Raw genomic sequence first — 26,075 nt, 5'->3', positions numbered from 1 at the left:
CCGAGCGCAAATTTCTTCATGATTTCAGCATCCAAACAAATCGTTCCAGATAACGAATCCCATGAAACCCAGAACCAGCAACATGCCGACGCGATAAAAAAGTTCAAGCACCTGCTCCGACATCGGGCGCCGTATTACTGCTTCCACGCCGTAAAAAACCAGGTGCCCTCCATCCAGCGGCGGAATCGGCAACAGGTTCAGGAAACCGATGCCGACCGAGAGCATCGCGATCAATTGCACCAACCATTCGAAGCCGAGCTTCGCCGCCTTACCGGACATGTCCGCGATCTTCACTGGACCGCCAAGCTGACATTTGTCCTCGCGACCGACAGCGAAGCGCTGCAGGAACTGCCCGGTGCGCAGAATGATATAGCCGGTCTCATATACTGCCTGACCCAACGCAGCCGGAACACTGTAGGTGATCTGCCGCGGTTGGCCGAGCTCCTCATTGTTGACGACGCCGATCACGCCAACCTTGATGGTGTTTCCGAGCGCATCGGGCTGCTCCATGACCTCCGGCGTGGCGGTCAGCGAAACCTCCTCGTCGCCGCGCAGCACGACGAAGGCGATCGGATCTCCGGCGCGCCCTGAAACAAGGCGTTGCACATCGGCAAAGGTTTCTACGCGCCGGCCATCGACGCTGACGAAACGGTCTCCGGGCTGGAAACCGGCGGCTGCGGCCGGGCTGCCGGCGCGCACTTCCGCCACCATCGGCTCGGACACGTAACGGCCATAGACCGAGAACATCACCGCGAACACGGCGATGGTGAGCAGAAAATTGAATGCCGGACCGGCAAAGACGGTAAGAGCCCGTTTCCAGACCGGCTGAGTATGGAATGCGACCTTCCGCTCGGCGTCGGTCAGTTGCTCGATCCCTTGCGAATCGGGGGCGCTGGTCGCGCTCATGTCGCCAACGAATTTGACATAGCCGCCAAGCGGAATGGCGGAGAGCTTCCAACGCGTGCCGTGGCGGTCCTCGAAGCCGAAAAGCTCCGGCCCGAAACCGATGGAGAACGCCTTGACGCCGATCCCGCACCAGCGGCCGACCAGATAATGGCCCATCTCATGAACGAAGACGACGATCGTCAGCACAAACAGGAATGGAAGAAGCGTGCCAACGAGCAGGCTGTCCGCGCCGAGCACCGAAGGAAATATCTCGCTCAAATTCATGCCCCGCGTGTGTCAACGTATCCGGTCAGACCCGGACGCGCATCGGCCGCGTCCGTGCCAGCGCTTCAGTCGGGGAACAGGCCATGCGCCGGATGGTCGATTCCTCCCAGGATCAGACCGATGACGTATAGGGCAAATGCGGCGGCGACAAGCCCATCGACGCGGTCCATGACACCGCCGTGACCGGGAATGAGGTTGCCGGAATCCTTGACGCCGTGGCGGCGCTTGACCCACGATTCGAAGAGGTCGCCTATCTGCGAGACGACCGAAAGAACAAGCGCGATGGCAACCGCCTGCGGGAGCGCGATGCCGCCGGAAACCTCAACGACCGCGATCCCTACGACAACGCCGCCAATGGTGCCGCCCACCGCGCCGCTCCATGTCTTGCCGGGAGAGATGGACGGCGCAAGCTTCGGCCCACCGATGGCACGACCTACGAAATAGGCCAGAATGTCGGTCGCCCACACCACGGCGAACAAAAACAGCATGGCCATCAATCCGGATCGGTCGCTGTCACGCAGCAATGCCAGCGCTATGGCTGAAAGTCCGGCATAGGCAAGGCCGGCGCTCGACCAGGCGCCCTGCCCGCCAATGAACTCCACCGCGATCGAGGCGACGAGCGCCAATCCGAGCACAAGCAATATGACCGGCGCTGAATATCCAAGAACAAGCGCGGCAAGCACCACGGCCAGAAAGGCCGCGGTCAGCCACTGCCGGGCGGCATGGCCGGCGGTGCGGGCCATCGCGCACCACTCATAAAGGACAGCGCCGGCGATAGCCGCCGAAAGCAGGCGGAACGGAAGCCCACCCAGCCAGGTCAGCCCCAGCACGACAGCAGCCATGACGATGGCCGAAATGACCCGCAGTTGAAGATTGCTCATCGGCGTGCGGCTCAAGATGCGACGCCGCGGGCGGCCAAACCGCCGAACCGCCGTTCCCGAGCGGCAAACTCCCCCAGAGCCTCGACAAGCTGACGCGTGGTGAAATCCGGCCAATAGCAGGGCAGGAACACCAGTTCGCTATAGGCTGCCTGCCAGAGCAGGAAATTCGACAGCCGCATCTCGCCGCTGGTCCGGATGACCAGATCAGGATCAGGAATATCTTTCGTGTCCAACGCGTTGGACACGGTTTCGGAAGTTATTTCCGGCACGTCGATCCGCCCCGCCGCCGCGTCTTCGGCAATTTTGCGAACCGCCCGGACCATCTCGTCGCGTCCGCCATAGTTAAAGGCGATGACCAGATTGAGGGCCTGATTGCCGGCAGTCAGCGTCTCGGCCTCGTCAAGCAGCGCTGCAATGTCCGGCTCGAGGCCGGTGCGCGCGCCAATGATGCGCACACGCACACCGTTCTGGTGCAGTTCGGCCAGATCACGCCGGATGAAAAGCTTCAAGAGACCCATCAGGTCGCTGACCTCGGACTTCGGCCGCGACCAGTTCTCCGACGAAAACGCATAGACGGTCAGCCAGCGAATGCCGAGTTCGGGCGCGGTGCGAACCGTCTGGCGCAGCGCCTCTACGCCGGCCCGATGGCCAGCCAGTCGCGGCAGACCACGCGCCTTCGCCCAGCGGCCATTTCCGTCCATGATGATCGCGACATGCGCGGGCGTTGTCATCGGTTCGCTTTCAGGAGACCGGCGGAAATTGCCGTTCATGCCTCAGACTTGCATGATCTCGGTTTCTTTTCCCGTCAACAGGGCATCGATCGAACTGATCGTATCATCGGTCAGCTTCTGCAGCTTGTCGGACTGGACGCGCTGATCGTCCTCGCTGATATCGCCTTCCTTTTGCGCCTTCTTCAGAGTGTCCATGCCGTCACGGCGTACATGGCGAACCGCGACCCTTGCGTTTTCGGCATAGGTGTGGGCGATCTTGACCAGTTCCTTACGGCGCTGCTCGTTCAGCTCCGGCAGCGGAATGCGCAGCGTCGTCCCATCCATGATCGGGTTGAAGCCGAGATTGGATTCACGAATGGCCCGGTCTACCGCCCCGACCATCTGCTTGTCCCAGACCGAAACGGAAATCATTCGCGGCTCCGGCACCGAGACGGTGGCGACCTGGCTGATCGGCATGGCGGTGCCATAGGCCTGGACCTGGATCGGATCGAGAAGATTGGCCGAAGCGCGGCCGGTCCTGAGCGAAGCAAGATCGTGCTTGAAAGCGTTGATCGCACCATCCATGCGCCGCTGAATATCGTTGAAGTCTGCCCCGTTGCTCATTTCAGTGTCTCCTTGATCTTCGGCGTTCAGGCTGCTGCTGCCGTCTCAAGCGTCCGCCACGACCGTGCAGCGGCCGCCGCCCCTGAGGATGTCTCCAAAGCCGCCCTGCTCATGTATCGAATAAACGATTATCGGGATGTTGTTTTCACGCGCAAGCGCAATTGCAGCCGTATCCATGATCGTCAGCCCCTGCGCGATGACTTCGGCGTGGCTGATGCGTTCGTAGCGGACCGCCGCGGGATCCTTTTTGGGATCGGCGGAATAGACGCCGTCCACCTGCGTGCCCTTGAACAGCGCATCGGCACCGATTTCGGCGGCACGCAAAGCGGCGGCGGAATCGGTGGTGAAGAACGGGTTGCCGGTGCCGCCGGCGAAGATCACGACCTTGCCCGCGTCCATATAGGCCGTCGCCTGACGCTGCGAGAAGCTTTCGCAGAGTTCCGGCATTGCGATTGCCGAGAGCACCACGGCATCAACGCCGAGTTTCACCAGCGAGGTGCGCAGTGCCAGAGAATTGATGACGGTCGCCAGCATGCCCATATGGTCGCCGGTGACGCGATCGCCGCCCTTCGAGGCGACTGCCACGCCTCGGAAAATGTTGCCGCCGCCGATGACAATCCCGACTTCGACGCCGAGCGACCTTGCCTCCGCGATATCCGACGCGATGCGGTCGACCACCGAAACGTCGATCCCGAAATGCTGCTCGCCCATCAGCGCTTCGCCAGACGCCTTCAGCAGCACACGCCGGTAAAGGGGTTTCGCCGTCATCGTTACCTCGTCAGGTTGATTTTTTCGGACGCATGATGCTTGCAGGCGCCTGCCGCATCGTCCACGAAGTTCGCCGCCAATTCGCAGTTGCGATACACGAAGGGCACCGCGTTGTCACGCGATGCCCTGTTCTTAAAACAAGAAGAAAACGGTTGAAGCGCCGTTACTTTTTCGCGGCGGCGGCAACCTCGGCGGCAAAATCGGTTTCTTCCTTTTCGATGCCCTCGCCGAGCGCGAAGCGGACAAAGCCGGTGATCTTCGCCGGAGCGCCGATTTCCTTTTCCGCTTCCTTGAGCGCCGCCTCGACCGTGATGTCGGGATTGAGCACGAAAGCCTGCTTCAGGAGAACGACCTCCTCGTAAAACTTGCGCATGCGGCCTTCCACCATCTTCTCGATGATGTTTTCCGGCTTGCCCGATTCGCGAGCCTGTTCGGCGAAGATCGCCTTCTCACGCGCAACGGCCGCCGGATCGACCTCTTCGGCCGTCAGCGCCAGCGGGTTGGTCGCGGCAACGTGCATGGCAACCTGACGCGCAAAGGTGCGGGCAGTTTCGGCATTGCCGGCTGTCTCGATGGCGACGAGCACGCCGAGCTTGCCGAGATTGTCGGCAACCGCATTGTGGACGTAAGTTGCGACCGCACCCGACGAGACCGAAAGCGCTGCCGAGCGGCGGAACGCCATATTCTCGCCGATCGTGCCGACCGCATCCTTGATCGCTTGAACGACGGTTTCCTGAGAGCCCGGATATTTCGCGTCAGCGACGGCTTCGGTAGCGCCGCCGACCGTCAGTGCCACGGTCGCCACGTTACGGACGATCTGCTGGAAGTTCTCGGCGCGGGCGACGAAGTCCGTCTCCGAGTTCACTTCGACAACAACCGCCTTCGTAGCCTCGGACGCAACGCCGATCAGGCCCTCTGCCGCGGTGCGGCCAGCCTTCTTGTCCGCCTTGGCAATGCCCTTGGCGCGCAGCCAGTCGACCGCAGCGTCCATGTCGCCATTGGTTTCGGCAAGTGCTGCCTTGCAATCCATCATGCCCGCGCCGGTCAGGTCGCGGAGTTGCTTTACCTGTGCTGCAGTAATGCTCATTTCATGCCTCTTTGTTCGAAACGCACGGGGCGTGCGCATCATCGGATGATCGACGATGCGCCTGACGCAAACGCGACAACTCCGCGCCGAATGCCGGAAAAATGAAGGCCGCGTCCGCGGCCTTCGCGCTATTACGCCTCGGGAGCGGCGCTTTCCGGTGCTTCTGCAAGCGTCGGCTCGACAGGCGCTTCGGCCGCGGCGCCGATATCCATGCCGAGAGCGCCCTGCTGGCGGGCAATGCCGTCGATGGCGGCTCTGGCGATGAGGTCGCAATAAAGCTGAATCGCGCGGGCGGCGTCGTCATTACCCGGAATCGGGAAATCGATCTTGTCCGGATCGCAATTGGAATCGACGATAGCAACGACCGGGATGCCGAGGCGCTTGGCCTCGAGAATCGCAATCGCTTCCTTGTTGGTGTCGATGACGAACATCAGGTCGGGCGTCGAGCCCATGTCTTTGATACCGCCGAGCGCCTTGTCGAGCTTCTCACGCTCGCGATCGAGGTTCAGGCGCTCCTTCTTGGTGAAGCCCTGGGCCTCGCCGGCCAAAAGCTCATCGAGCTTGCGCAGGCGCTGGATCGAATTCGAAATCGTCTTCCAGTTGGTCAGCATGCCGCCGAGCCAACGCGAATTGACATAGTACTGAGCCGAACGCTGCGCGGCATCGGCAACGATGTCGGATGCCTGGCGCTTGGTGCCGACGAACAGCACGCGGCCGCCCTTGGCGACGGTGTCCGAAACCTGCTTCAGCGCCTGGTGCAGCAGCGGCACCGTCTGGCTGAGGTCGATAACGTGGATGTTGTTGCGGGCGCCATAGATATAAGGCGCCATTTTCGGGTTCCAGCGGTGAGTCTGGTGGCCGAAGTGAACGCCAGCTTCCAAAAGCTGACGCATGCTGAAATCAGGCAGAGCCATTCTTTTCGTTCCTTTCCGGTTGACCTCCACGGGCATTTGACGTTTCGGAAACGACTGTCCGAAAAAGCTTGCCTTTTCGGGAACTTCCCTCAACGCCACCGGAGGTTTCCGCCGGATTTCTCCCGGTCAGACACCAAAGCCCGTGTGTGGAATGCCGGCGCCTATAGCCTTTGAGCGGCAAAATAGCAAGTGCAAGCCGAACCCCTGGCCTGCGTCCTGCCTACTGGCTGCACTTTTGCGGTGGCTGGTCGAACATTGCCAGGTTGACCAGTTTCCCGGTCATGGAAAAATCGCCGTAGTCCATGACGAGGTCGCGCGTCAGCCCGTTCTCATGCAGCTTGAAGCTGATGCGGTATTCGGGAACCTCCTCACCGCCATCGGTGCTTTCATCGAAATAGGCGATGTCGACCGGCCAGAACTTCTCCTTGGCAAGGTCCTTCAGCGCCGGGACTTCCGGATCGCTCTTTTGCACCGCCGATTTCTTGCCGACGACAACGGTCGTGGTCATCACCCTGTCGGCGTCCTCCGAACCATCGAACAGGCTGGTCGAATAGAACGTCTCGCCCTTGTTCGCCTTGTCGATAAGTTCGACCAGATGCTGCGTCGGAAACTGCGTCTGGGCAAGTTCGAGCTCGTTCTTTTCCGGTTTGTCGATCTCGACCTTCAATCCCGACTTCTCGCGGAACGCAGTACCCTTCATTTCGCGCTCGAGGTTCTGGTCGACGAAAGACTTGGTGACGAAACTGAACGTCCTGCCTTCGCCATCCTCGAAGGTCGTGGTCTGCTGATCGGTAACGCGCGAATTGTCGCCGGTGTCGATCTGGGTGACGAAACGGAACTTCACCGTATAGCCTTCACAAGGCGAGCCGTTGAACTCATAAACCATGCGGCCGGTGATGCCGGTGATTCCCGAACGGTCCGAAGCCTCCTCGAGAACGAGATCATAGACGGCGCGATGCGGGGCAAGCGAAGCGGAGGCGAAAGCCGGGAAGACCATCAACGCCGACTGGGAAAGAAAGGCAACACAGGCAAGGCGCGATGCGCGCATATAAACGCTCCAGTCGGCAAGGCCGCATTGGCCAAACGAAAGATGGCCACTTAGAAAAAAGTCATGGCGGAAGCGAGGCAAAAATAGCAGTTTGCGCTGCACCGCCGTTCCCACTGTGAAAGACATAGGAAAATACCATGAGTGAAACAATCGAAAACCGGCTTAAAAATCTGGGCGTCACCCTGCCGGTGGCCGCAGCGCCCGCCGGAAGCTACGTGCCGTATGCGCAGAGCGGCAAGCTGGTCTTCACAGCCGGACAATTGCCGATAAAGGACGGCAAGCTCGCAGCCACGGGCCTTCTTGGACGAGACCTCGAAACGGCGGCCGGACAGGAAGCAGCGAAACAGTGCGCCATCAATGTTCTGGCTCAGGCCAAGGCGGCCATCGGCGATCTCAGCAGAATCAGCCGACTGGTCAAGATCACGGTTTTCGTCGCATCGGCGCCGAACTTCACCGAACAGCATCTTGTCGCCAATGGCGCATCTGATTTCCTGGTCGAAGTACTGGGCGAGGCGGGCAGGCATGCCCGCTCGGCGGTCGGCGTCGCCGTATTGCCGCTCAACGCTTCGGTCGAAATCGAGGCCGTCATCGAAGTGGAATGACCAGGCGTCATGGCTGACATCTCCTGGCTGACCGCGCGGCCGATAGCGCATCGCGGCTATCATGACCTCAACAAGACAGTGTGGGAAAACACGCTGTCGGCCTTCCGCCGCGCGGTTGACAGGGGCTATGCCATAGAATGCGACGTCCATCTTTCGTCGGACGGAGTGCCGGTGGTTTTTCACGACCACGGACTGCAGCGTCTAGGCGGCACGGAAGGTTATGTCTGGCAGCGAACGGCGGCCGAACTCGCCGCACTTCGGATCGGCGGAACCGCCGATCACGCTCCTTCCCTCAAGGAACTGCTCGATCTGGTGGGCGGGCGTGTCCCGCTCGTCATCGAGCTCAAGGGCACGCCCGGACACGACGCCGGTCTGGTGGAGCGGGTGTGCAACCTGTTGCACGCCTATCGTGGCCGGGCCGCGATCATGTCCTTCGACCATTGGCTGATCCGGGAATTTCGCGCCCATGCACGCGAAATTCCAACCGGCCTTACCGCCTATGGTTCTGCCGACCATGAACTCGAGGCTCATTTTTCGATGCTGGCGCACGGCATCTCCTTCGTCTCATACGGCGTGATGGACTTGCCGAACCGCTTCGTGGGGTTCGTGCGCGAAAAGCTTTCCATGCCGGTCATCACCTGGACCGTGTGCGACGAGCGCGCGGCGGTGAAGACTTTCGCCCATGCCGACCAGATGACGTTCGAAGGTTTCGACCCGGATGCAACCGCCCTGTCGTGAACGGCGACCCGCCGCCTCTTGCGCCTCCTGATCGGCGACGTATCTAAAGGCACATGAGCGACATGAAGGACGGCAGCAGAACGGAGCAGTCACAAGACTATGCCATCCGCGTCGTCGAAAGCCTCGATGCGTTTTCGCGCAAGGAGTGGGACAGTTTCTACGGAACATCACGCGATGAGCCCGGAAGGTCATACAACCCTTTCATTTCGTATGATTTCCTGAAGATCCTCGAAGAGGCCGGTTGCGCCGTTCGGGCCAGCGGCTGGCAGGGCCACCACCTGCGGCTGGAGGCGCCGGACGGAACCGCCCTCGGTGCCGCTCCGTGCTATGTAAAGTGGCATAGCCAAGGCGAATATGTCTTCGATCACGGTTGGGCTGACGCCTTCGAGCGCGCCGGCGGACGCTATTATCCCAAGCTCCAGGTTTCGGTGCCGTTCACCCCGGCAACAGGGCCGCGGCTCCTGGCCGGCAAAGACGCGAATGCAGGCGCGGTAAAAGCCGCCCTCGCCTCCGGACTGAAGCTCGTGACGGAGCGGCTCGACCTGTCGTCGGCTCACGTCACCTTTGCGGCGGGCGACGACATGGCAGCGCTGGAAGGCGCCGGTTTCCTCAGACGCACCGACCAGCAGTTCCACTTCTTCAACGACGTTTTTTCGAGCTACGACGATTTTCTCGCCACCCTTGCCTCGCGCAAGCGAAAGGCGTTGAAGAAGGAACGCCGTGAGGCCCTCGCTTCCGGCATCTCCATCGACTGGCTGACCGGAAGCGATCTGACCGAGCGCGTCTGGGACGACTTCTTCGCCTTCTACATGGACACCGGCGGTCGAAAATGGGGACGTCCCTATCTCAACCGGAAATTCTTCTCGCTGATTGGCGAGCGGATGGCGGATGACACGCTGCTGGTGATGGCGAAGCGCAACGGCCGCTACATCGCCGGCGCAATCAATTTCATCGGCTCGGACACACTGTTCGGCCGCAACTGGGGATGCATTGAAGACCACCCGTTCCTGCATTTCGAAGTCTGCTATCATCAGGCGATCGACTTCGCGATCCACAAGGGCCTGAAAGTGGTCGAGGCGGGTGCTCAGGGCGAGCACAAGCTGGCGCGCGGATATAGGCCGGTGACGACGCACTCGGCGCATTTCATTACCCATCCCGGCTTGCGCAGAGCCGTCGCCGACTATCTGGTTCGCGAACGAGAAGAGGTCGAGCGCGTCAGCGAGTATCTCGCCGATCATGGGCCGTTTCGAAAAAGCACTGACGATGTCAGTGAACGAGCGTCCTCGAAAACAGATTGATGATGGCGACCCCCGCCAGGATGAAGCCCATGCCGACAAGCGCGGGCATATCCAATGATTGCCGGAACCAGAGCCAGCCGATCGCCGTGATGAAAATGATGCCGGCACCGCTCCAGATCGCGTAGACCAAGCCGACAGGAATGGCCCGCAGCGTCAGCGACAGGAAATAGAAGGCCAGGCCGTAGCCAAGGATTGTAAGCAGCGAGGGTAGCGGCCGCGTGAAGCCATGCGTTTCCTTCAACGCCGTGGTGGCGAGGACTTCAAACACAATGGCGACGAGCAAATAGGCGTAGTTCGAGTACATGCGGGTTTCTGCCCTCTTGATTCGGCCCCTGTCACCAGCCGACTATGGCATCAGCATAAAAATCACGAGAGGCAGATGATGACCTACGACGATACCAACATTTTCGCGAAAATCCTGCGCGGCGAATTGCCGGCCCACAAGGTCTATGAGGACGAGGATACTTTCGCGATGATGGATATCATGCCCCGTGGCGACGGCCATTGCCTCGTACTGCCAAAAAAACCCTCACGCAACATTCTCGATATCGAGGCCGAAAGCCTCGCTGCGGTAATGCGCACCACTCAGAAACTGGCACGCGCCGTTGTGAAGGCGTTCCAGGCCGACGGAGTGACCATCCAGCAATTCAATGAGCCCGCCGGCGGCCAAGTGGTGTTTCACCTGCATGTCCATATTCTTCCGCGCTTCGACGGCGTGCCGCTCAAGCCGCATACCGGCGCAATGGAAAAGCCCGACATTCTCGCCGCCAACGCCGAAAAGATCCGCTCGGCACTGGGTTAAGGCTGACTTCCAAAACAAAGCGCCGGCGAAAGTTACGCCGGCGCTTTGTTAACTTGGTTGAAGCGGCCGAGACGCGCTGGTCAGCCTTTGCGCGGCAATTGCGGCACAAGGCTGCGCTTGGCGCCATCGCCTCCCTTAGGGGCAAGCTTGGAAGCGACAGCCTTCTTCGGCGTCGGCTTCTTCGGCGTCTTCTTGGCGGACGGCTTCTTCGGCTCTTCCTTCTTCGGCTTCACCGGTACTTCGTCGGCAATCGATTCGAGTTTCAGGCCGGTTTCACCGCCTTCCTTCTCTTCAACCGTCACGCGCACCGTGCCGCCTTTCTTAAGCTTGCCGAACAGCACTTCCTCGGCCAGAGGCTTCTTGATGTATTCCTGGATGACGCGCCCCAGAGGCCGCGCCCCCATCCGCTCGTCATAACCCTTGTCCGCCAGCCAGGAGATGGCTTCCGGCGAGAGGTCGAAGGTCACGCCACGCTCCGAAAGCTGCGCTTCCAACTGCAGGACAAACTTCTGCACGACCTTGTGGACGACAGGCACCGGCAGCGAGTTGAACGGGATGATCGCATCCAGGCGGTTGCGGAACTCCGGCGAAAATAGCCGGTTGATCGCCTCCATGTCCTCGCCCTCGCGCTTCGACGAGCCGAAGCCGATGGCGGCCTTGGCCATATCGGAAGCACCCGCATTGGTCGTCATGATCAGCACGACATTGCGGAAATCGATCTGCTTACCGTTATGATCGGTCAGCTTGCCGTGATCCATGACCTGCAACAGAATGTTGAATAGATCAGGATGCGCCTTTTCGACCTCGTCCAGCAGCAGCACGCAATGCGGATGCTGGTCGACGCCATCGGTCAGCAGGCCGCCCTGGTCGAAACCGACATAGCCGGGAGGCGCGCCGATCAGCCGCGAGACGGTGTGGCGCTCCATGTATTCGGACATGTCGAAGCGGATCAGCTCGACGCCGAGCGACGATGCAAGCTGCCTTGCAACCTCGGTCTTGCCGACGCCGGTCGGACCGGAGAACAGGTAGGAGCCGATCGGCTTTTCCGGCTCACGCAGGCCGGCGCGAGCCAGCTTGATTGCCGAAGCAAGAGCGGTGATTGCCGTATCCTGACCATAGACGACGCGACGCAGCTCCGTCTCCAGATTGGCCAGGACCTGTTCGTCGTCAGCCGAAACCGTCTTCGGCGGAATACGGGCCATGGTGGCGATCGTCGCCTCTATCTCCTTGATGCCGATCGTCTTCTTGCGCTTGGCCTCGGGCAGCAGCATCTGCGAGGCGCCGGTCTCGTCGATCACGTCGATCGCCTTGTCCGGCAGCTTGCGGTCGTTGATGTAACGCGCCGAAAGCTCCACCGCCGCCTTGATGGCGTCGTTGGTGAACTTCACCTTGTGGAAGTCTTCATAATAGGGCTTCAGGCCCTTCATGATCTCGATCGTATCGTCGACTGTCGGCTCCTTCACGTCGATCTTCTGGAAGCGCCGCACCAGCGCGCGGTCCTTCTCGAAGAACTGCCGGAATTCCTTGTAGGTGGTCGAGCCGATGCAGCGGATCGTGCCGGACGAAAGTGCCGGCTTCAGCAGGTTCGACGCATCCATCGCGCCACCCGAGGTGGCGCCTGCGCCGATTACCGTATGAATTTCGTCGATGAACAGCACCGCGCCCGGGAACTCCTCGAGTTCCTTGACGACCTGTTTCAATCGCTCCTCGAAGTCGCCGCGATAGCGGGTGCCGGCCAGAAGCGTGCCCATATCGAGCGCAAAGATCGTTGCGTCCAGAAGCACGGCAGGCACGTCGCCTTCCACGATGCGCTTGGCGAGGCCTTCGGCGATTGCCGTCTTGCCGACGCCGGGATCGCCCACATACAGCGGATTGTTCTTGGAGCGGCGGCACAGCACCTGGATGGTGCGGTTGATCTCGTCGCTGCGACCGATCAGCGGATCGATCTTGCCGGAGCGTGCTTTCTTGTTGAGATCGACGCAGTAGGCGGACAGCGCATCCTGCTGCTTCTTCTTGCCGCCCTCTTCCGCGGACTCGTTGCCGGGTGCGCCCGGCTGGTCATCCTCGGCACCGCGCGGCGTGCGCGACTCGCTGGAGCCCGGCCGCTTGGCGATGCCGTGCGAGATGTAGTTGACCGCATCATAGCGGGTCATCTGCTGTTCCTGCAGGAAATAGGCGGCGTGGCTTTCACGCTCGGCGAAGATGGCGACCAGAACGTTGGCGCCCGAGACTTCGTCCCTGCCGGACGACTGCACGTGGATCACCGCACGCTGGATGACGCGCTGGAAGCCGGCGGTGGGCTTGGAATCCTCGTCGTAGCCGGTGACCAGATTGTCGAGTTCGGTATCGATATAGGTAAGGACCGTGCGCCGAAGATCATCGAGATCCACGTTGCAGGCGCGCATTACGGCGGCCGCTTCGTTGTCGTCGATCAGCGCCAGCAGCAGATGCTCCAGCGTCGCGTATTCGTGGTGGCGCTCATTGGCGAATGTCAACGCCTGATGAAGTGCCTTTTCCAAGCCCTGGGAGAAAGCCGGCATTCAAGACCTCATTTCTTCTCCATCACGCATTGCAGCGGATGTTGGTTCTGGCGGGCAAAATCCATGACCTGTGACACTTTGGTCTCGGCCACTTCAAATGTATATACCCCGCATTCTCCCACACCATGATTGTGAACATGCAGCATGATGCGAGTGGCGGATTCGCGATCCTTCTGGAAAAATCGCTCCAAAATATGGATAACGAACTCCATCGGAGTGTAATCGTCGTTGAGGATAAGAACCCTGTAGAGGCTCGGCTTCTTGGTGCGGGTTTTCGTCCGCGTGATAACGGCCGTGCCCCGCCCGGCGCCGTTGCGCCCGCCCTCACCGTCCTGCATGCGTGCCACTCGCTTTTTCGTGGCATCCCCGCCATTCGTCACCGGCACCTCGCCTTTTTTAGGATCCTCACCCGAAGCCCGAATGTAGGTAGTCGTCAATGAATTTTAAGCCCTTCTTCGGCCGTGACAATATGGTGCGGGCCGGCACGCGAGGGATTTTATACCAAACGTGAACGGATCAAGGTGCCCGAACATCGAAAACCCGACTGCAAAATGCAGCCGGGCCGCAAATCGGATCGAAAGCCGACCACCCGAGTGATCGGCGACCTTATCTGGACGTCGCCAAAATTGATTCGAAAGGCTTGTACGCTTCCTTGGCGAGATCGGCGTAAAGTTCGCTGAGCCTGGAAGCCTCGGCGACGAAGCTTTCATAGGCCTGCTTTGCATAGCCGGTCTGGATCTCCAGTGCGTCTTCCAGTGAACTGGCTGCGAGAACCTTCTCGACTGCGGCGGCGCCGGTCTCGAACGACTTCCTGGTGTACTCGCCCGCCTCCACGGCGATCGCCTGGGCTCCCTTGGAAACCGAGGCAAAGCTCTTCAGGCTCGTGTCGACAAAATCCTGCCCAAATTTACCGGTGGCTTCGAAAGACTGCATTTCGAAATTTCCTTCATCTGTTTGTGCGCTGCATCAACATATGGTGCGCCGCACAAACAAGTCAAACAAACCCGGTCAGGGCCGAAGCGTTGGGCGGAAAACCCGACGCGGCAATGCCTAAACTGCGTCTAAACCTCGAAGAAAAAGATGAACGCTCTGGTTACCATAAACGGATTGGTAACGCTGGAGCCGTACTGTGGCGGGAAGTGAGGCTGGAGCCTTTGCCGCCTCGGGCGAAACAAAATTCAAAGGGTGTATCAGTGCGTCAAGCGTTTGCCGGCTTTGCCTTCAGACACGTCGTCCTTGTCAGAACCGCCATTGCCGCTCTTATCGCAGTCTCGATGAGCGTGGCCGCGGCAGGTTCGGCGGCGGCCGACTCCAACGATGCGGCGATCGTGATCGACGCGAATACCGGCAAGACGCTGTTTTCGTCGAACGCGGATTCGCGACGCTACCCGGCTTCGCTTACCAAGATGATGACGCTTTATCTGACCTTCGAAGCGCTCGCCAACGGCAAGATCAGCAAACAGACGCAGGTTCCGTTCTCGGCCAATGCCGCAGCTGAACCGCCGACCAAGCTCGGCGTCAAGGCGGGCAAATCCATCAGCGTCGAAACGGCGATCTATTCGCTTGTCACCAAGTCTGCGAACGACGCCTCAACAGCTCTCGGCGAGCTGCTGGCCGGTTCGGAAGAGCGCTTCGCCCGCATGATGACCGCCAAGGCGCGCAGCCTCGGCATGAAGAGCACGGTGTTCCGTAACGCCCACGGACTGCCCAATACCGCGCAATTCACCACGGCCCGCGACATGGCGACGCTCGGCATCGCGCTTCGGGAACACTATCCGCAATATTACGGCTATTTCTCCACGCGCTCCTTCACCTATGGAAGCCGGCGCATCGCCAATCACAACCGGCTTCTCGGCCGGATCAAAGGCGTGGATGGCATCAAGACCGGCTATACGCGCGCTTCGGGCTTCAATCTCGTCTCGTCGGTTTCGGATGGCAACCGCCGCGTCGTAGCCGTGGTGATGGGCGGCTCGAGCGGCGCTGCCCGCGACAACTACATGGCCAGCCTGCTCAAGAAATATGTGCCGAGCGCCTCCAGCCGCGGCAAGAGCGAGCCGCTGATCGCCAGCGCCGGCGGCTCGCCGATCAACGCGCTTACCAAGGTCATCCTGCCTAAGCGCAATGCACCGACGCCCGACGTGCGGCCGGATGCGGAAGTTGTCGTGGCGATGGATGCAAAGGCGCCCCGCGCGCCGATCCCGGCTCCCGCCTCCGAAGCCCCGGTAATCCAGGCTTATGCCGGCCCCACGCCCCGCCCTCAAGTCGGTCTTGAAGCGGCAACCCCGCAGGCCGAAGGCGATGTGGATCCGGTAAGCACAGCTTCCGTAGCCTCGGGCTGGGTGGTGCAGATTGCCTCTTCGCCGAGCCGCGCCGAGGCCGAAGCCTTCCTGTCGAAAGCCTCCCAACAGGCTCCGGCCGTGCTTGCCGACGCATCCGGCTTCACGGTCGAATTCCGCAAAGGCGGAGTGACCTACCACCGCGCCCGCTTTGGCGGTTTCAATTCCAAATCGGCTGCGTGGGACGCCTGCTCGGCGTTGAAGAAGAAGAAAATTTCCTGCTACGCCGTCCAGAACTAGGCGCGGCTCGAACTCTCCCGGTTGTTTGGTGTCGAAGGAGACCTAATCGTGTTTGGCAAGCAAGACGTCCTTGGCTTCGTTGATACGCGCCGCAAGGAAAGACGTGCCTCCGAGATCGGGGTGCAAGCGCTGCATCAGGCGGCGGTGCGCCTGGCGGATATCCGCCGCGGTAGCCCCCGCTTCAAGACCAAGGACCTTGTAGGCCTCCTCCTCAGTCATGGCGCCAGAACCTGGCGAAACTCGCTCCCCGTCGCGACGGTGCGCCTGCGCGTCTTCGCGCCAGACGGGAAACCGGCCATCAAGATAAGTCTCTAGCAACTGGCGGCTCTCCGCGTCGCCGGCGAGATCGTCATGGAGCTCCAGAAGCTCACTGAGCGACATTGCGCTTAGCACTTTCTGCTCGTGACGTCCGGCAAGCACCAGCCCGTCGAGCAAGCCGGTGTCGTGATCAAGTTCCATTTCCAGCGCAGCGGTGCGCACAGTGGAGCGCTGGCCTGGGGTTTTCTTCCGCGACGCGCGACGAAGCCGGCCTGACGCATACCATGCCATCGCCGCTGAAATTAGCATGCCTCCAAGCCCGGCACGGCCGAACAACAGCAGCACCACGCCGAGAATGCCGAGCGCAATGGGACCGGCTGCGGTCAGCAAACCGGCAAGGCGCGCCGGGTCAGCGCGAAGAAACGTCACTGCCACCACCAGCAGCACGGTTACAACAACCAGCGTGCCGAGCAGAACCGTCATCCTCGCCCACCTCGTAGATGTTCAATCATGAGGCGATCCTCCGCCCTGCCCCGCGCCTCAAGCGCCTTCAGGCCGCCGGTGGTAAAGACCGCAACGGCCGAAAGAAGCTTCGCCAGAGTGGCGGCCGCGTCGCGATCGAAACGGAACCATGCGCCCTTCGACAATCGGGCAAGCTCCTTGAACCCGGTTTCGGCGACAGGATCGCGCCCTTCCTGAAAAATGAACATCGGCACGCCGTGCAGCCCCAAAGACCCGGCTTTCGCTGCCAACTCGTCCAGATGTTCTTCCATGGAATCGCCGATATAGACCACCGCGCCGATCTTTCCACGCGCCGTCTCCTTCAACGCATGGGAAAGCACCTTGCCGATCTGGGTCAGACCGCCATGGCACTCGATCTTGGTCATCAACTGCTTCAAGGACGCGGTATCGGCGACGAATTTGGAGGCCCGGCACTCGCCGAAGCCACGAAAATAGACGAGTTGCACGGCGAGCGAGCCATTGTTGCCCACCGCATCGAACATCTGCGCCTGTAGCGTGCAGGCCAGATCCCAGGTCGGCTGCCGGCTCATGGTCGCGTCCAGCGCCAGGATCAGCCGCCCGGAGCCTTCGCCTTTTGCCGTGCTGACGGCGCGCGCCTGACGCAGGAACGCCTCGATTTCGCCCGCACTCGACCGCGACCTCGACGGGAGGCCGGGATTGTCGACCGGCGCGGGTTGTTTCTTGTCGCTCATCTTCACAGGAAGATGTGACAGCGACACACAGCTTGCAAGGGCTGGCTTATCTGTTGCGTTCAAACGATGCTGTAGCGCTGGCGAATGCGACCCGCGGACGGATAGTTTCAAAGAAGGCCGAGATCGGCGAGTTCGCGCCTGAGCTTCGGCGGCATCGCCATCAGGGCGGCGGCTGCGCCATCGCCGAGATCGGCAGGCGCGTCGGCAGCCTTGAGATAGCGCCATCCCTGAAAAGCGCGGCGAGGTTGCCAGTCCGTACGGATGACGGTCGGTTCAAGCACCAGACGGCAGCGCGAAATTCCCTCGCCATCGGTGAATGGGCGGATTTCCAGCAGCCGCTGGCGGCACTGAACGTTGCCCTTGATCACCCAATAGAGCGAGCCGCCGGCAAGCAGTTCGGCGCCGCGGGTCGGCGTCATGCGGGTCGTGTGATAGTCCTCGATCGGCTCGCCGGATCGGCGGCATTCATCGAGACTGGACGCGATCCACGCTTCCAGGTCTTCGACGCTGTCGCATCCGACGCAAAGCTTGACGAGGTTCAGGGTGGCCATGGCCCTTGGTTTAGCGCGAGCGGCGCGACGGTCAACGGACAATCGGTATTTTCCACCGGGCCAGACTAGCTTGCCTCAGCACTCCACGACATTGACGGCAAGGCCGCCGAGGCTGGTTTCCTTGTAGCGCTCGCTCATGTCCATGCCGGTCTGCCGCATGGTTTCGATCGCGGCATCCAGCGGCACGAAATGCGTGCCGTCACCCTTGATCGCCAGGGATGCAGCAGTAACCGCCTTGACCGCACCAAGCGCATTGCGCTCGATGCAAGGCACCTGCACCAATCCGCCGACCGGATCGCAGGTCATGCCGAGATGATGCTCAAGCGCGATCTCGGCGGCATTTTCCACCTGTGCCGGGGTTCCGCCCATGACCGCGCAAAGACCGGCGGCCGCCATTGCCGAGGCCGAGCCGACCTCACCCTGACAACCGACCTCCGCGCCGGAGATCGATGCGTTCGACTTGATGATCCCGCCTATGGCGGCCGAGGTCAGCAGAAAATCGCGGATGCTTGCCTGATCGGCGTCGACATGAAAATGCAGCCAGTAGCGCAGCACCGCCGGCAGCGTGCCGGCCGCGCCATTGGTCGGCGCGGTGACGACGCGCCCGCCGGCAGCGTTTTCCTCGTTGACGGCCATGGCATAGACCGCCAGCCAATCGTTCGCCAGCAGAGGATTCGGCCGGTTCTGACGCCAGTCTTCCTGCAACTTGTCGTGAAGCTGGCGGGCTCGGCGTCGCACTTTCAGCCCGCCGGGCATGATGCCGTCCTTCGAAAGGCCGCGCTCTATGCAACCCTTCATCGCTGCCCAGATGCTGTCGAGGCCAGCATCGAGTTCCTCGCGCGACTGGCGCGTCTCCTCGTTGGCGCGCTTCATTTCAGCAATCGACAGGCCGCTCTTTGCCGCCATTTCCAACATTTCGGCCGCATGTTTGAAGGGATAAGGCACGGCATCGTCGGATTTCGGCGCACCGCGCGACTTCAAGCGCTGAAGCTCTTCTTCCGAAACGACGAAGCCGCCGCCGACCGAATAGTAAATCCGTTTCAGCAGCAGATGATCTTCGCCATCATAGGCATAGAACGCCATGCCGTTGGCGTGGCCGAGCAGCGGCGTCTTCTTGTCAAGAACCAGATCGGTCGCCGGATCGAAACGGTAGGACGGATGGCCGGGTGGGGAAACACGCTTTTCAAGCGTGACCCTTTCGATGATGGCATCCGAAAGGTCCGGATCGACCGTGGTCGGGATCAGTCCGGTGAGACCCAGGATCACAGCCCGGTCGCTGCCGTGGCCGACGCCGGTATAGGCAAGCGAGCCATGCAGGCTCGCGGCGATGCGCTCGACCTTCGCGCCGGCCGGGCGTGGCCAGTCGTCGCCCAGAAGCTCCTCAAGGAAACGGGCAGCCGCCGTCATCGGACCCATCGTATGAGAACTCGACGGACCGATGCCAATCTTGAACAGGTCAAAAACCGACAGGAACACGACGGCCGATCTCCACGGATCTGGAATGGGAATCTTGCACTAAAGTAGATGCTTTACAGGCATTTTCCAGTCAAGGCACGGCATTCGCCGACCTTGGCTGCCTTACCAACGACACCGTCCGAACAAAATAAAAGAGACGCGAAAGCCGCGCCTCTTTCGAATTCAAACAAGCGTCGCGATCAATTGGACGCGAGCATCGTAGCGGTATCGATTCCGCCGACCAGCCAGGTCAAGAGAATAAGCCCCGCAATGCCGATCACCGCCTTGGCGGTAAGACCCCAGCAAGACTTCTGAATGCCATCACCCATGATGTAATTTTTCAATCCCAGAGAGCCTGCGCGAGTGCGACCGTCTGGCCCGCTCGCAATGGGCCGGCTGGATACGCCATCGTGCCATGCTTAGCAACCGGCGAAAGTGGCCAAAGCATGGCCACTTTCGCATAGCTGCCATGCTGGCGCGATCGATTTTCCAATCATATCAGCAGCTTACCGGTCGCAATGCGGTAATGAACCGGTAAGCTTCGTGGCGCGATTGTGTCGGCGCGTGTCCTCGGTTCGACCTTGATGAAGGAACGTCAGGCCGGGCCGGGAAAGGGAGAGTCGATGCGGCCGGAGAGCCAATAGGCGATAAGCCCTATCCATTCACGAATCGCGGTGGTGGTATTGCGAAGCGAATCCTGCGGTGCATCGCGGAAAAATCCCACCCCCTCCACGCCGGATGTACGGTAATCCACTGGCCATGGAGTGACCGCAAACCCCGCCTTGGCGAACAGCGCCATCGAACGGGGCATGTGAAAGGCCGACGTCACCAACAGCCAGGTCTCACCCGGTTTCGGCGACACGAGCTCCTTCGTGAACAGCGCATTCTCATAAGTGTCGCGCGACTTGTTCTCCAGCACCATCCGCTGCCGCTCGACGCCGAGCGCCGAAAGCAGCCGGGGCGCCGTTTCGGCATCCCCCTCTCCATCGAGAACCAACGTGCCTGTGCCGCCGCTGACAACCACCTTCGCCGTCGGGAAGCGGCGAGCCAGAATGGCGGTCTCGACCATGCGGTCGCCACCGGCGTTGAGTTCATAGCCGCCGCGCGCGAGATTGATCGCTCCTTCCAGTCCGCCGCCGAGCACGATTATGCCATCGACCTTCTCCAGCACGGCCGGACGACCGAAGCGTTCCTCCAGCGGCGTCAGCATAAGCGCACCGAGCGAAGTCCAGGTCGCGAAGGCAAGAATCAGGAATGCGCCGGAGCAGCCGGCAATCGCCAGCCGCTTCCACCGGGCGACCAGAGCCACGAGCCCGACCAAAAGCAGGAAAATCGCCAGATTGAGCGGCTGGATGAAAAACCAGAAGACTTTCGATAGGAAGAAGAACATCCGTCACCTCATAAGGGGTGGCGGAAGCCCCCTTACCACCACTTCTGCGGCTCGAACCGGCCGGCCGCCTGCTCAATCACGTGAGCCGTCTGGAACAGCGTCTCCTCCTCGAAGGGACGGCCGATGAGCTGCAATCCGAGCGGCAGGCCGCGCGCGTCAAGCCCCGCAGGCACGGCAATGCCCGGAAGGCCGGCCATGTTCACGGTCACGGTGAAGATGTCGTTGAGATACATTTTCACCGGATCGCTGGCCATATCCTCATCCGCGACGCCGAAGGCGGCGGACGGGGTGGCAGGCGTGAGGATAACATCGACACCGGCGGCAAAGGCGTCCTCGAAATCCTTCTTGATCAGCGTGCGGACCTTCTGCGCCTGAAGGTAGTAGGCGTCGTAGTAGCCGGCCGAAAGCACATAGGTGCCGATCATGATTCGGCGCTTGACCTCGTGACCGAAACCGGCGGCACGGGTCTGCTCATACATGTCGGTGATGTCCTTGCCCGGCACACGCAGCCCGTAGCGCACCCCGTCGTAGCGCGCGAGATTGGAAGAGGCCTCCGCAGGCGCGACGATGTAATAGGCCGGCAGCGCGTATTTCGTGTGAGGCAGCGAGATGTCGACGATCTCGGCCCCGGCATCCTTCAGCCAGGCAACGCCCTTCTGCCACAACGCCTCGATATCTTCGGGCATGCCGTCGACCCGGTATTCCTTCGGAATCCCGACCTTCAGACCTTTGACCGGGCGGCCGATTGCCGCCTCGTAATCCGGCACTGCCCGATCAACCGACGTGGTGTCCTTCCGGTCGACAGAGGCCATGGATTTGAGGAGGATGGCGCCGTCGCGCACGTCGCGGGCGATCGGCCCGGCCTGATCGAGCGACGAGGCAAAGGCAACGACACCCCAGCGCGAGACACGGCCATAGGTCGGCTTTACGCCCACCGTTCCGGTGAAGGCCGCCGGCTGGCGGATCGAGCCGCCGGTGTCGGTCGCTGTCGCGCCCGCGCACAGCCAGGCGGAAACCGCGGCCGCCGAGCCGCCGGACGAGCCGCCCGGCACCAAGTTCTTGTTGGAGCCCTCCGCCCGCCACGGATTGATGACCGCGCCGTAGTGTGAAGTCTCGTTGGACGAGCCCATCGCGAACTCGTCCATGTTGAGCTTGCCGAGCATCACCGCGCCATCAGCCCACAGATTGGCGGTGACGGTCGATTCATAGCGCGGCCTGAAACCGTCGAGAATGTGGCTGGCGGCCTGCGTGTGCACGCCTTCGGTGGCGAACAGATCCTTGACGCCGAGCGGAACGCCTTCGAGCGCGCCCGCCTCGCCCTTGGCCAGTCGCTGGTCGGAAGCTCTCGCCATCTCACGCGCCTTGTCATGGGTGACGGCGACATAGGCGTTGAGCGTCTGGTTTGCGGCGTCGATCGCCCCGAGATAGGCGTCGGTGAGCTCAAGTGCCGAAAACTCTCGTGCCCGAAGTTTGGCGCGTGCCTCGGAAATTGTCAGTTTGGTCAGTTCAGTCATTTTCGTTCCGTTCGGCCTGCATCGGATCTAGGCGTCGGTGGCAGTGCTATTCCACGACCTTGGGGACCAGGAAGAAATTCTCGTCGGTCGCCGGCGCATTGGCGACGATGTCGGGCGCCTTGTCGCCATCGGTGACCACGTCGGCACGCTGCCGCATGGCCAGCGGCATCACCGACGTCATCGGCTCGACGCCCGACACATCGACCTCACCCAACTGCTCGACGAAGCCGAGGATCGCATTCAACTCGCCGGCCATTTGCGCGGCCTCTTCCTCGGTCACGGCAATGCGGGCAAGGCGCGCGACGCGCTTGACGGTCTGCAGGTCAACGGACATCGGAAACTCTCGGGAAAACCGGATTGGTCATGATGTCCGGGCTATAGCGGCGCAGCACGCAGCACGCAACAGCCATGTCGCACGGCAGTGAAGGCGCTCAGATGTTCTTCGTTTCGCCGACCTTGGGCACCACGACATCTACGCCCGATCCCTCCATGCCGGCGACGAACTTTTCCGCCGTCTGGTCGAGCAACGGAAACGTCGCATAGTGACACGGGAAAACGGTCTCGAACTTGAAGTACCGCCGGCAGGCGAGCGCCGCCACCGCGCCGCCCATGGTGAAGCGGTCGCCGATCGGCACGAGGCCGATTTTCGGCTCATGCAGTTCGTTGATCAGGCCCATGTCGGAGAAAATGTCGGTGTCGCCCATATGGTAGAGCGTGCGGTCGTTCGGGAAATGCAGCACCAGGCCGTTGGGATTACCCAGATAGACGTTCGAACCACTGTCCGCGCCGAAGGACGATGAATGCAACGCCTGAACGAAGGTCGTGGTGAAGCCGCCGCAGTCGATCGTGCCGCCATGATTGCCGGGATTGACCTGGCTTGCCGGCACGCCCTGGCCCGCCAGATACATGCAGACTTCAAAGTTGGAGACGAGTATCGCGCCGGTCTTCTTCAGGATTGCCGCGGCGTCGCCGACATGGTCGTTGTGGCCGTGGGTCAGGAGCACATGGGTTACGCCCTCGGCCGGTCCTTCCCAACCCTTTTTCCACAGCGGGTTCTGGGTGAGGAACGGATCGATCAGGATTTTTGAGCCACCGGTCTCGATGCGAAAGGCGGATTGGCCATACCAGGTGATTTTCATGAGCGTCGTCTCCTCGATTTTTTCTCCATCGAAGGATAGAAGGCGACGTATCCATGTCAAAGGAAAGCTCGACCCGCTTGAACATCGTCGCGATCGAAGACCTGCCACCGCTTCTCGTAAACGGGCGCACACTTGCCGGCCTCGACCTTGGCGACAAGACAATCGGCGTTGCCGTGTCGGACCGCGGCCTGTCATTTGCCCATCCGCGCCCGGTTATCATCCGCAAGAAGTTTTCGATCGACGCGGCAACCCTGCTCGACCTGCTTGCGAGGGAGAATTGCGCTGCAGTCGTCATCGGCCTGCCGGTCAACATGGACGGCAGCGAGGGCCCGCGCGCACAGGCCTCGCGCGCCTTCGTCCGCAACATCGCGCGGCTGACCGATCTGCCCTTCGCCTTCTGGGATGAGCGCCTGTCAACAGTGGCTGCCGAACGCAGCCTGATCGAAATGGATTTTTCGCGGGCGAAGCGAAAGACGAAGATCGATTCGGCGGCCGCCGCCTTCATTCTCCAAGGCGTGCTGGACCGACTTCACATCCTCGGCGAGGAAGCCGTGCCAAGATAACGTGCACGCTGCGCCCTCACCCATGCCGCGATGGTGCGGCGGCGGCGAAAGGCGACAATCGCCAGGACGATCAGCCCATCGAATATGCAGGCTTTGACAATCATCATCGGGATGATCGCGGGGTCGATGCCGAGGACCTCGCCGTAAAGCTGGAAAATGAGGTCATGCGCCTGCCGCGTCAGCAGGACGTAGCCAAAATTCACGTCGTAGAATGACAGGCCGAACCATCCCCAGAACAGTACCAGCGGCGCCAGCCAGAGCGCGATGAGATAACGCATCAGCAGCCCTCGCTGCATAGGTGATCGCAACCGACTTGCTCTCTGGACGAGGCGCAAGAGTTGGAGGCTATGATGCGATTCTTATTCATGAGCGGTCCTGCTGGTAGCTTGTAACAGTGGAACCCACAGGCAAGCGCTGCAACGTAAACCATTTATTAAGGTTAACAGACAGGAGCCGACTGTTAATAAACGGCCCGGCATGGGATGCCAGCGTTGAACCAACAAGCGACCGCAAGTGTTTGTTCAAAAAAAGCTAATCGATCGTAGGATGGCCGGTCAGCCTGCCGGATAGAGCGTATCGACGATCATGCGCGCATCGTGGCGAGCATCGAGCATGCCATAGGTTCCGCGCCATTGACCGGCAAGCCGCGTCTCGATGAAGGCGTCGGCTATGCGCCCTGCCCCAAGCCGCTTCAGTTCGGCGGCGGCGGCCGACAACGCCAGTTGTTCTGTCAGGATGCGCGCCGAGCCCTCGTCGGACGACGCCACCTGCATGGCTGCACGCAACACCCCGATGGTGCCGGGGCCACCCGTCCCCAGGTCTCGTTCTATGCCGGCCAGTACATCGTCGAACAGCGCCGGCGCACGGCCAAGAACGCGTAAGACGTCGAGCGCCATGACGTTGCCCGAGCCCTCCCAGATCGCGTTGACGGGTGCTTCCCTGTAATAGCGGGCGAGCGGCGCTTCCTCGACATAGCCGTTGCCACCTAGGCACTCCATCGCCTCATAGAGCAGCGCCGGCGCGATCTTGCAGACCCAATATTTGACCACCGGCGTCATCGCACGGGCGAAGGCCGCCTCGCCTCGGTCGCTTGCCGCTTCGTCAAAGGAGCGCGCAAGCCGGAACGAGAGCGCCGTCGCCCCCGCGACATCCAACGCCATGTCGGCAAGCACGCGCTGCATCAGCGGCTGCTCGATCAGCGCAGTGCCGAAGACATGGCGATGACGCGCGTGATGCACGGCTTCGGCCAGTCCGGCGCGCATGATGCCCGACGAGGCTACGGCGCAATCGAGTCTGGTCAAGGTGACCATGTCCATGATCGTCCTGATGCCGGCCCCCGGCTCACCGATCATCTCACCAATGGCGTTGACGAATTCAACTTCCGACGAAGCGTTGGAGCGGTTGCCGAGCTTGTCCTTCAGACGCTGGAAGCGAAAGCCGTTACCGGAGCCGTCGCCGAGGATGCGCGGCACCAGGAAGCACGACAATCCTTCCCGCACCTGCCCCAACACCAGAAAGGCATCCGACATCGGCGCGGACATGAACCATTTATGGCCGGTGAGCTTGTAGAAGCTGCCACCGGCGCGCTCCGCCTTCGTCGTGTTGGCACGTACATCGGTGCCGCCCTGCTTCTCGGTCATTCCCATGCCGAGCGTGAGCCCGGCCTTCTCGACGGGTGGCTTCTGCGACTGGTCGTATTTGCGCGTGGTGACGCGCGGCGCCCATTCGCGAAACAGCTTTGGGCTTGCCATCAACGCGGCCAGAGAGGCGCTGGTCATGGTGATCGGGCATAGATGCCCCGATTCCAGTTCGGCAGTGAGATAGAACCGTGCAGCGCGGACCTGGTGCCGCTTTCCGGTTTCACCGGCACCATTCTCCCACACCGACGAGTGCAGCCCACCGGCTATCGAGCGGCGCAGCAGTGCGTGATAGGCCGGATGATACTCGACGATGTCGATCCGATTGCCAAAGCGATCATGCGTCTTCAGCCTGGGCACTTCGATATTGGCGAGCCGTGCCAAATCCTGCGCCTCGGCCGACATGACGAAGCGGCCAAGGCCATCGAGATCCTTGCGCACGGACTCGGAAAAATCCTCCGCCAGTTGCACCAGCAACGGATCGTCCCGCCAGGCATTGCTTCCGGTCAACGGCGGAGACTGGTTCGTTGCCTCGTCGGTCACGCGCAATCCTTATACGACATTCTCGACGCCGGGCGAATCCGGCGCGCTCGGTC

29 protein-coding genes are annotated in these 26,075 nt (G+C 61.3%); 6 read left to right on the top strand and 23 right to left on the bottom strand.

Annotated elements, in window-relative coordinates; genetic code table 11:
- Positions 1 to 24: 24 nt before the first annotated feature.
- The 8 genes from ACLKMW_RS08335 to ACLKMW_RS08300 all read right to left on the bottom strand — a co-directional run bounded on the left by ACLKMW_RS08335 (position 25) and on the right by ACLKMW_RS08300 (position 7,202).
- Entirely contained in the window at positions 25 to 1,170 is a 1,146-nt protein-coding gene (locus ACLKMW_RS08335) for a M50 family metallopeptidase (protein ID WP_415723959.1), read from the bottom strand.
- 65 nt (positions 1,171 to 1,235) lie between these two features.
- Positions 1,236 to 2,051, bottom strand: coding sequence for a phosphatidate cytidylyltransferase (locus ACLKMW_RS08330; protein WP_415723958.1), 816 nt, complete (start codon positions 2,049 to 2,051; stop codon positions 1,236 to 1,238).
- Positions 2,052 to 2,062: 11 nt separating this feature from the next.
- Positions 2,063 to 2,782 carry an isoprenyl transferase gene (locus ACLKMW_RS08325; RefSeq protein WP_415723957.1) on the bottom strand — a complete coding sequence of 240 codons (720 nt, stop codon included), beginning with the start codon at positions 2,780 to 2,782 and terminating at the stop codon, positions 2,063 to 2,065.
- 42 nt (positions 2,783 to 2,824) lie between these two features.
- Positions 2,825 to 3,385, bottom strand: a complete 561-nt coding sequence (frr, locus tag ACLKMW_RS08320) for a ribosome recycling factor (RefSeq protein ID WP_415723956.1) — start codon at positions 3,383 to 3,385, stop codon at positions 2,825 to 2,827.
- Between the two features lie 45 nt (positions 3,386 to 3,430).
- Entirely contained in the window at positions 3,431 to 4,153 is a 723-nt protein-coding gene (gene pyrH, locus ACLKMW_RS08315; RefSeq protein WP_415723955.1) for a UMP kinase, read from the bottom strand.
- Between the two features lie 163 nt (positions 4,154 to 4,316).
- A complete protein-coding gene (tsf, locus tag ACLKMW_RS08310; protein ID WP_415723954.1) occupies positions 4,317 to 5,240 on the bottom strand; it encodes a translation elongation factor Ts in 924 nt (307 codons plus the stop codon).
- Between the two features lie 131 nt (positions 5,241 to 5,371).
- Entirely contained in the window at positions 5,372 to 6,154 is a 783-nt protein-coding gene (gene rpsB / locus ACLKMW_RS08305) for a 30S ribosomal protein S2 (RefSeq protein WP_415723953.1), read from the bottom strand.
- A 220-nt stretch (positions 6,155 to 6,374) separates the two neighbouring features.
- Positions 6,375 to 7,202: a cell envelope integrity EipB family protein gene (locus ACLKMW_RS08300; protein ID WP_415723952.1), complete on the bottom strand. Its 828-nt coding sequence runs from the start codon at positions 7,200 to 7,202 to the stop codon at positions 6,375 to 6,377.
- Positions 7,203 to 7,339: 137 nt separating this feature from the next.
- On the opposite strand from ACLKMW_RS08300, the gene ACLKMW_RS08295 reads away from it, so the two are divergent.
- Genes ACLKMW_RS08295 through ACLKMW_RS08285 form a run of 3 tightly spaced genes read left to right on the top strand, consistent with a single transcriptional unit; the run spans position 7,340 to position 9,840 of the window.
- A complete protein-coding gene (locus ACLKMW_RS08295; RefSeq protein WP_415723951.1) occupies positions 7,340 to 7,804 on the top strand; it encodes a RidA family protein in 465 nt (154 codons plus the stop codon).
- A gap of 9 nt (positions 7,805 to 7,813) precedes the next feature.
- A complete protein-coding gene (locus ACLKMW_RS08290; protein ID WP_415723950.1) occupies positions 7,814 to 8,542 on the top strand; it encodes a glycerophosphodiester phosphodiesterase in 729 nt (242 codons plus the stop codon).
- Positions 8,543 to 8,595: 53 nt separating this feature from the next.
- On the top strand, positions 8,596 to 9,840 hold the full coding sequence (locus ACLKMW_RS08285; RefSeq protein ID WP_415723949.1) for a GNAT family N-acetyltransferase: 1,245 nt from the start codon (positions 8,596 to 8,598) through the stop codon (positions 9,838 to 9,840).
- Here ACLKMW_RS08285 and ACLKMW_RS08280 read toward each other — a convergent pair.
- Positions 9,809 to 10,144, bottom strand: a complete 336-nt coding sequence (locus ACLKMW_RS08280; protein ID WP_415723948.1) for a DMT family transporter — start codon at positions 10,142 to 10,144, stop codon at positions 9,809 to 9,811. The genes ACLKMW_RS08285 and ACLKMW_RS08280 overlap by 32 nt on opposite strands.
- 75 nt (positions 10,145 to 10,219) lie before the next feature.
- Here ACLKMW_RS08280 and ACLKMW_RS08275 point away from each other — a divergent pair, with 75 nt between their 5' ends.
- Positions 10,220 to 10,642, top strand: a complete 423-nt coding sequence (locus ACLKMW_RS08275) for an HIT family protein (protein ID WP_415723947.1) — start codon at positions 10,220 to 10,222, stop codon at positions 10,640 to 10,642.
- 80 nt (positions 10,643 to 10,722) lie between these two features.
- On the opposite strand, the gene clpA is transcribed toward ACLKMW_RS08275, so the two are convergent.
- The 3 genes from clpA to ACLKMW_RS08260 form a co-directional block, all read right to left on the bottom strand.
- The gene (gene clpA / locus ACLKMW_RS08270; protein WP_415723946.1) at positions 10,723 to 13,182 is read right to left on the bottom strand and encodes an ATP-dependent Clp protease ATP-binding subunit ClpA; all 2,460 of its coding nucleotides are present in this window, start codon (positions 13,180 to 13,182) and stop codon (positions 10,723 to 10,725) included.
- Positions 13,183 to 13,190: 8 nt separating this feature from the next.
- A complete protein-coding gene (clpS, locus tag ACLKMW_RS08265; protein WP_415724104.1) occupies positions 13,191 to 13,520 on the bottom strand; it encodes an ATP-dependent Clp protease adapter ClpS in 330 nt (109 codons plus the stop codon).
- A 268-nt stretch (positions 13,521 to 13,788) separates the two neighbouring features.
- Positions 13,789 to 14,115, bottom strand: coding sequence for a phasin family protein (locus ACLKMW_RS08260; protein ID WP_415723945.1), 327 nt, complete (start codon positions 14,113 to 14,115; stop codon positions 13,789 to 13,791).
- Between the two features lie 260 nt (positions 14,116 to 14,375).
- Here ACLKMW_RS08260 and ACLKMW_RS08255 point away from each other — a divergent pair, with 260 nt between their 5' ends.
- Positions 14,376 to 15,758: a D-alanyl-D-alanine carboxypeptidase gene (locus ACLKMW_RS08255; RefSeq protein WP_415723944.1), complete on the top strand. Its 1,383-nt coding sequence runs from the start codon at positions 14,376 to 14,378 to the stop codon at positions 15,756 to 15,758.
- A 42-nt stretch (positions 15,759 to 15,800) separates the two neighbouring features.
- Here ACLKMW_RS08255 and ACLKMW_RS08250 read toward each other — a convergent pair whose 3' ends face one another.
- The 9 genes from ACLKMW_RS08250 to ACLKMW_RS08210 form a co-directional block, all read right to left on the bottom strand.
- The gene (locus tag ACLKMW_RS08250; RefSeq protein WP_415723943.1) at positions 15,801 to 16,499 is read right to left on the bottom strand and encodes a DnaJ domain-containing protein; all 699 of its coding nucleotides are present in this window, start codon (positions 16,497 to 16,499) and stop codon (positions 15,801 to 15,803) included.
- Positions 16,496 to 17,230: a VWA domain-containing protein gene (locus ACLKMW_RS08245; protein ID WP_415723942.1), complete on the bottom strand. Its 735-nt coding sequence runs from the start codon at positions 17,228 to 17,230 to the stop codon at positions 16,496 to 16,498. The genes ACLKMW_RS08250 and ACLKMW_RS08245 overlap by 4 nt, the downstream gene beginning before the upstream one ends.
- 107 nt (positions 17,231 to 17,337) lie before the next feature.
- Positions 17,338 to 17,781, bottom strand: coding sequence for a DUF1489 family protein (locus tag ACLKMW_RS08240; protein ID WP_415723941.1), 444 nt, complete (start codon positions 17,779 to 17,781; stop codon positions 17,338 to 17,340).
- A 75-nt stretch (positions 17,782 to 17,856) separates the two neighbouring features.
- Entirely contained in the window at positions 17,857 to 19,257 is a 1,401-nt protein-coding gene (locus tag ACLKMW_RS08235) for an L-serine ammonia-lyase (RefSeq protein ID WP_415723940.1), read from the bottom strand.
- 179 nt (positions 19,258 to 19,436) lie between these two features.
- Positions 19,437 to 19,565: a hypothetical protein gene (locus ACLKMW_RS08230; protein WP_415723939.1), complete on the bottom strand. Its 129-nt coding sequence runs from the start codon at positions 19,563 to 19,565 to the stop codon at positions 19,437 to 19,439.
- 266 nt (positions 19,566 to 19,831) lie between these two features.
- A complete protein-coding gene (locus tag ACLKMW_RS08225; RefSeq protein WP_415723938.1) occupies positions 19,832 to 20,626 on the bottom strand; it encodes a YdcF family protein in 795 nt (264 codons plus the stop codon).
- Between the two features lie 32 nt (positions 20,627 to 20,658).
- The gene (gene gatA, locus ACLKMW_RS08220; protein WP_415723937.1) at positions 20,659 to 22,140 is read right to left on the bottom strand and encodes an Asp-tRNA(Asn)/Glu-tRNA(Gln) amidotransferase subunit GatA; all 1,482 of its coding nucleotides are present in this window, start codon (positions 22,138 to 22,140) and stop codon (positions 20,659 to 20,661) included.
- Between the two features lie 46 nt (positions 22,141 to 22,186).
- Complete coding sequence (gatC, locus tag ACLKMW_RS08215; RefSeq protein ID WP_415723935.1) at positions 22,187 to 22,474, bottom strand: Asp-tRNA(Asn)/Glu-tRNA(Gln) amidotransferase subunit GatC; 288 nt, start codon at positions 22,472 to 22,474, stop codon at positions 22,187 to 22,189.
- A 97-nt stretch (positions 22,475 to 22,571) separates the two neighbouring features.
- The gene (locus ACLKMW_RS08210) at positions 22,572 to 23,279 is read right to left on the bottom strand and encodes a metal-dependent hydrolase (protein WP_415723934.1); all 708 of its coding nucleotides are present in this window, start codon (positions 23,277 to 23,279) and stop codon (positions 22,572 to 22,574) included.
- 53 nt (positions 23,280 to 23,332) lie between these two features.
- Here ACLKMW_RS08210 and ruvX point away from each other — a divergent pair, with 53 nt between their 5' ends.
- Positions 23,333 to 23,842: a Holliday junction resolvase RuvX gene (ruvX, locus tag ACLKMW_RS08205; protein ID WP_415723933.1), complete on the top strand. Its 510-nt coding sequence runs from the start codon at positions 23,333 to 23,335 to the stop codon at positions 23,840 to 23,842.
- Here the strand turns inward: ruvX and ACLKMW_RS08200 are convergent.
- Both ACLKMW_RS08200 and ACLKMW_RS08195 read right to left on the bottom strand, forming a co-directional pair.
- Positions 23,809 to 24,120, bottom strand: coding sequence for a DUF6105 family protein (locus tag ACLKMW_RS08200; RefSeq protein ID WP_415723932.1), 312 nt, complete (start codon positions 24,118 to 24,120; stop codon positions 23,809 to 23,811). The two genes, ruvX and ACLKMW_RS08200, sit on opposite strands and share 34 nt — an antisense overlap.
- Positions 24,121 to 24,396: 276 nt before the next feature.
- Positions 24,397 to 26,022, bottom strand: a complete 1,626-nt coding sequence (locus tag ACLKMW_RS08195; RefSeq protein ID WP_415723931.1) for an acyl-CoA dehydrogenase family protein — start codon at positions 26,020 to 26,022, stop codon at positions 24,397 to 24,399.
- Between the last annotated feature and the right edge of the window lie 53 nt (positions 26,023 to 26,075).

This window comes from Borborobacter xinjiangensis, assembly GCF_047739745.1.
In the GTDB taxonomy this organism is placed as follows: Bacteria; Pseudomonadota; Alphaproteobacteria; order Rhizobiales; family Rhizobiaceae; genus Pseudaminobacter.
Note: the sequence above shows the minus strand (reverse complement) of the source record. Positions and strands in the feature narration are given on the sequence as shown.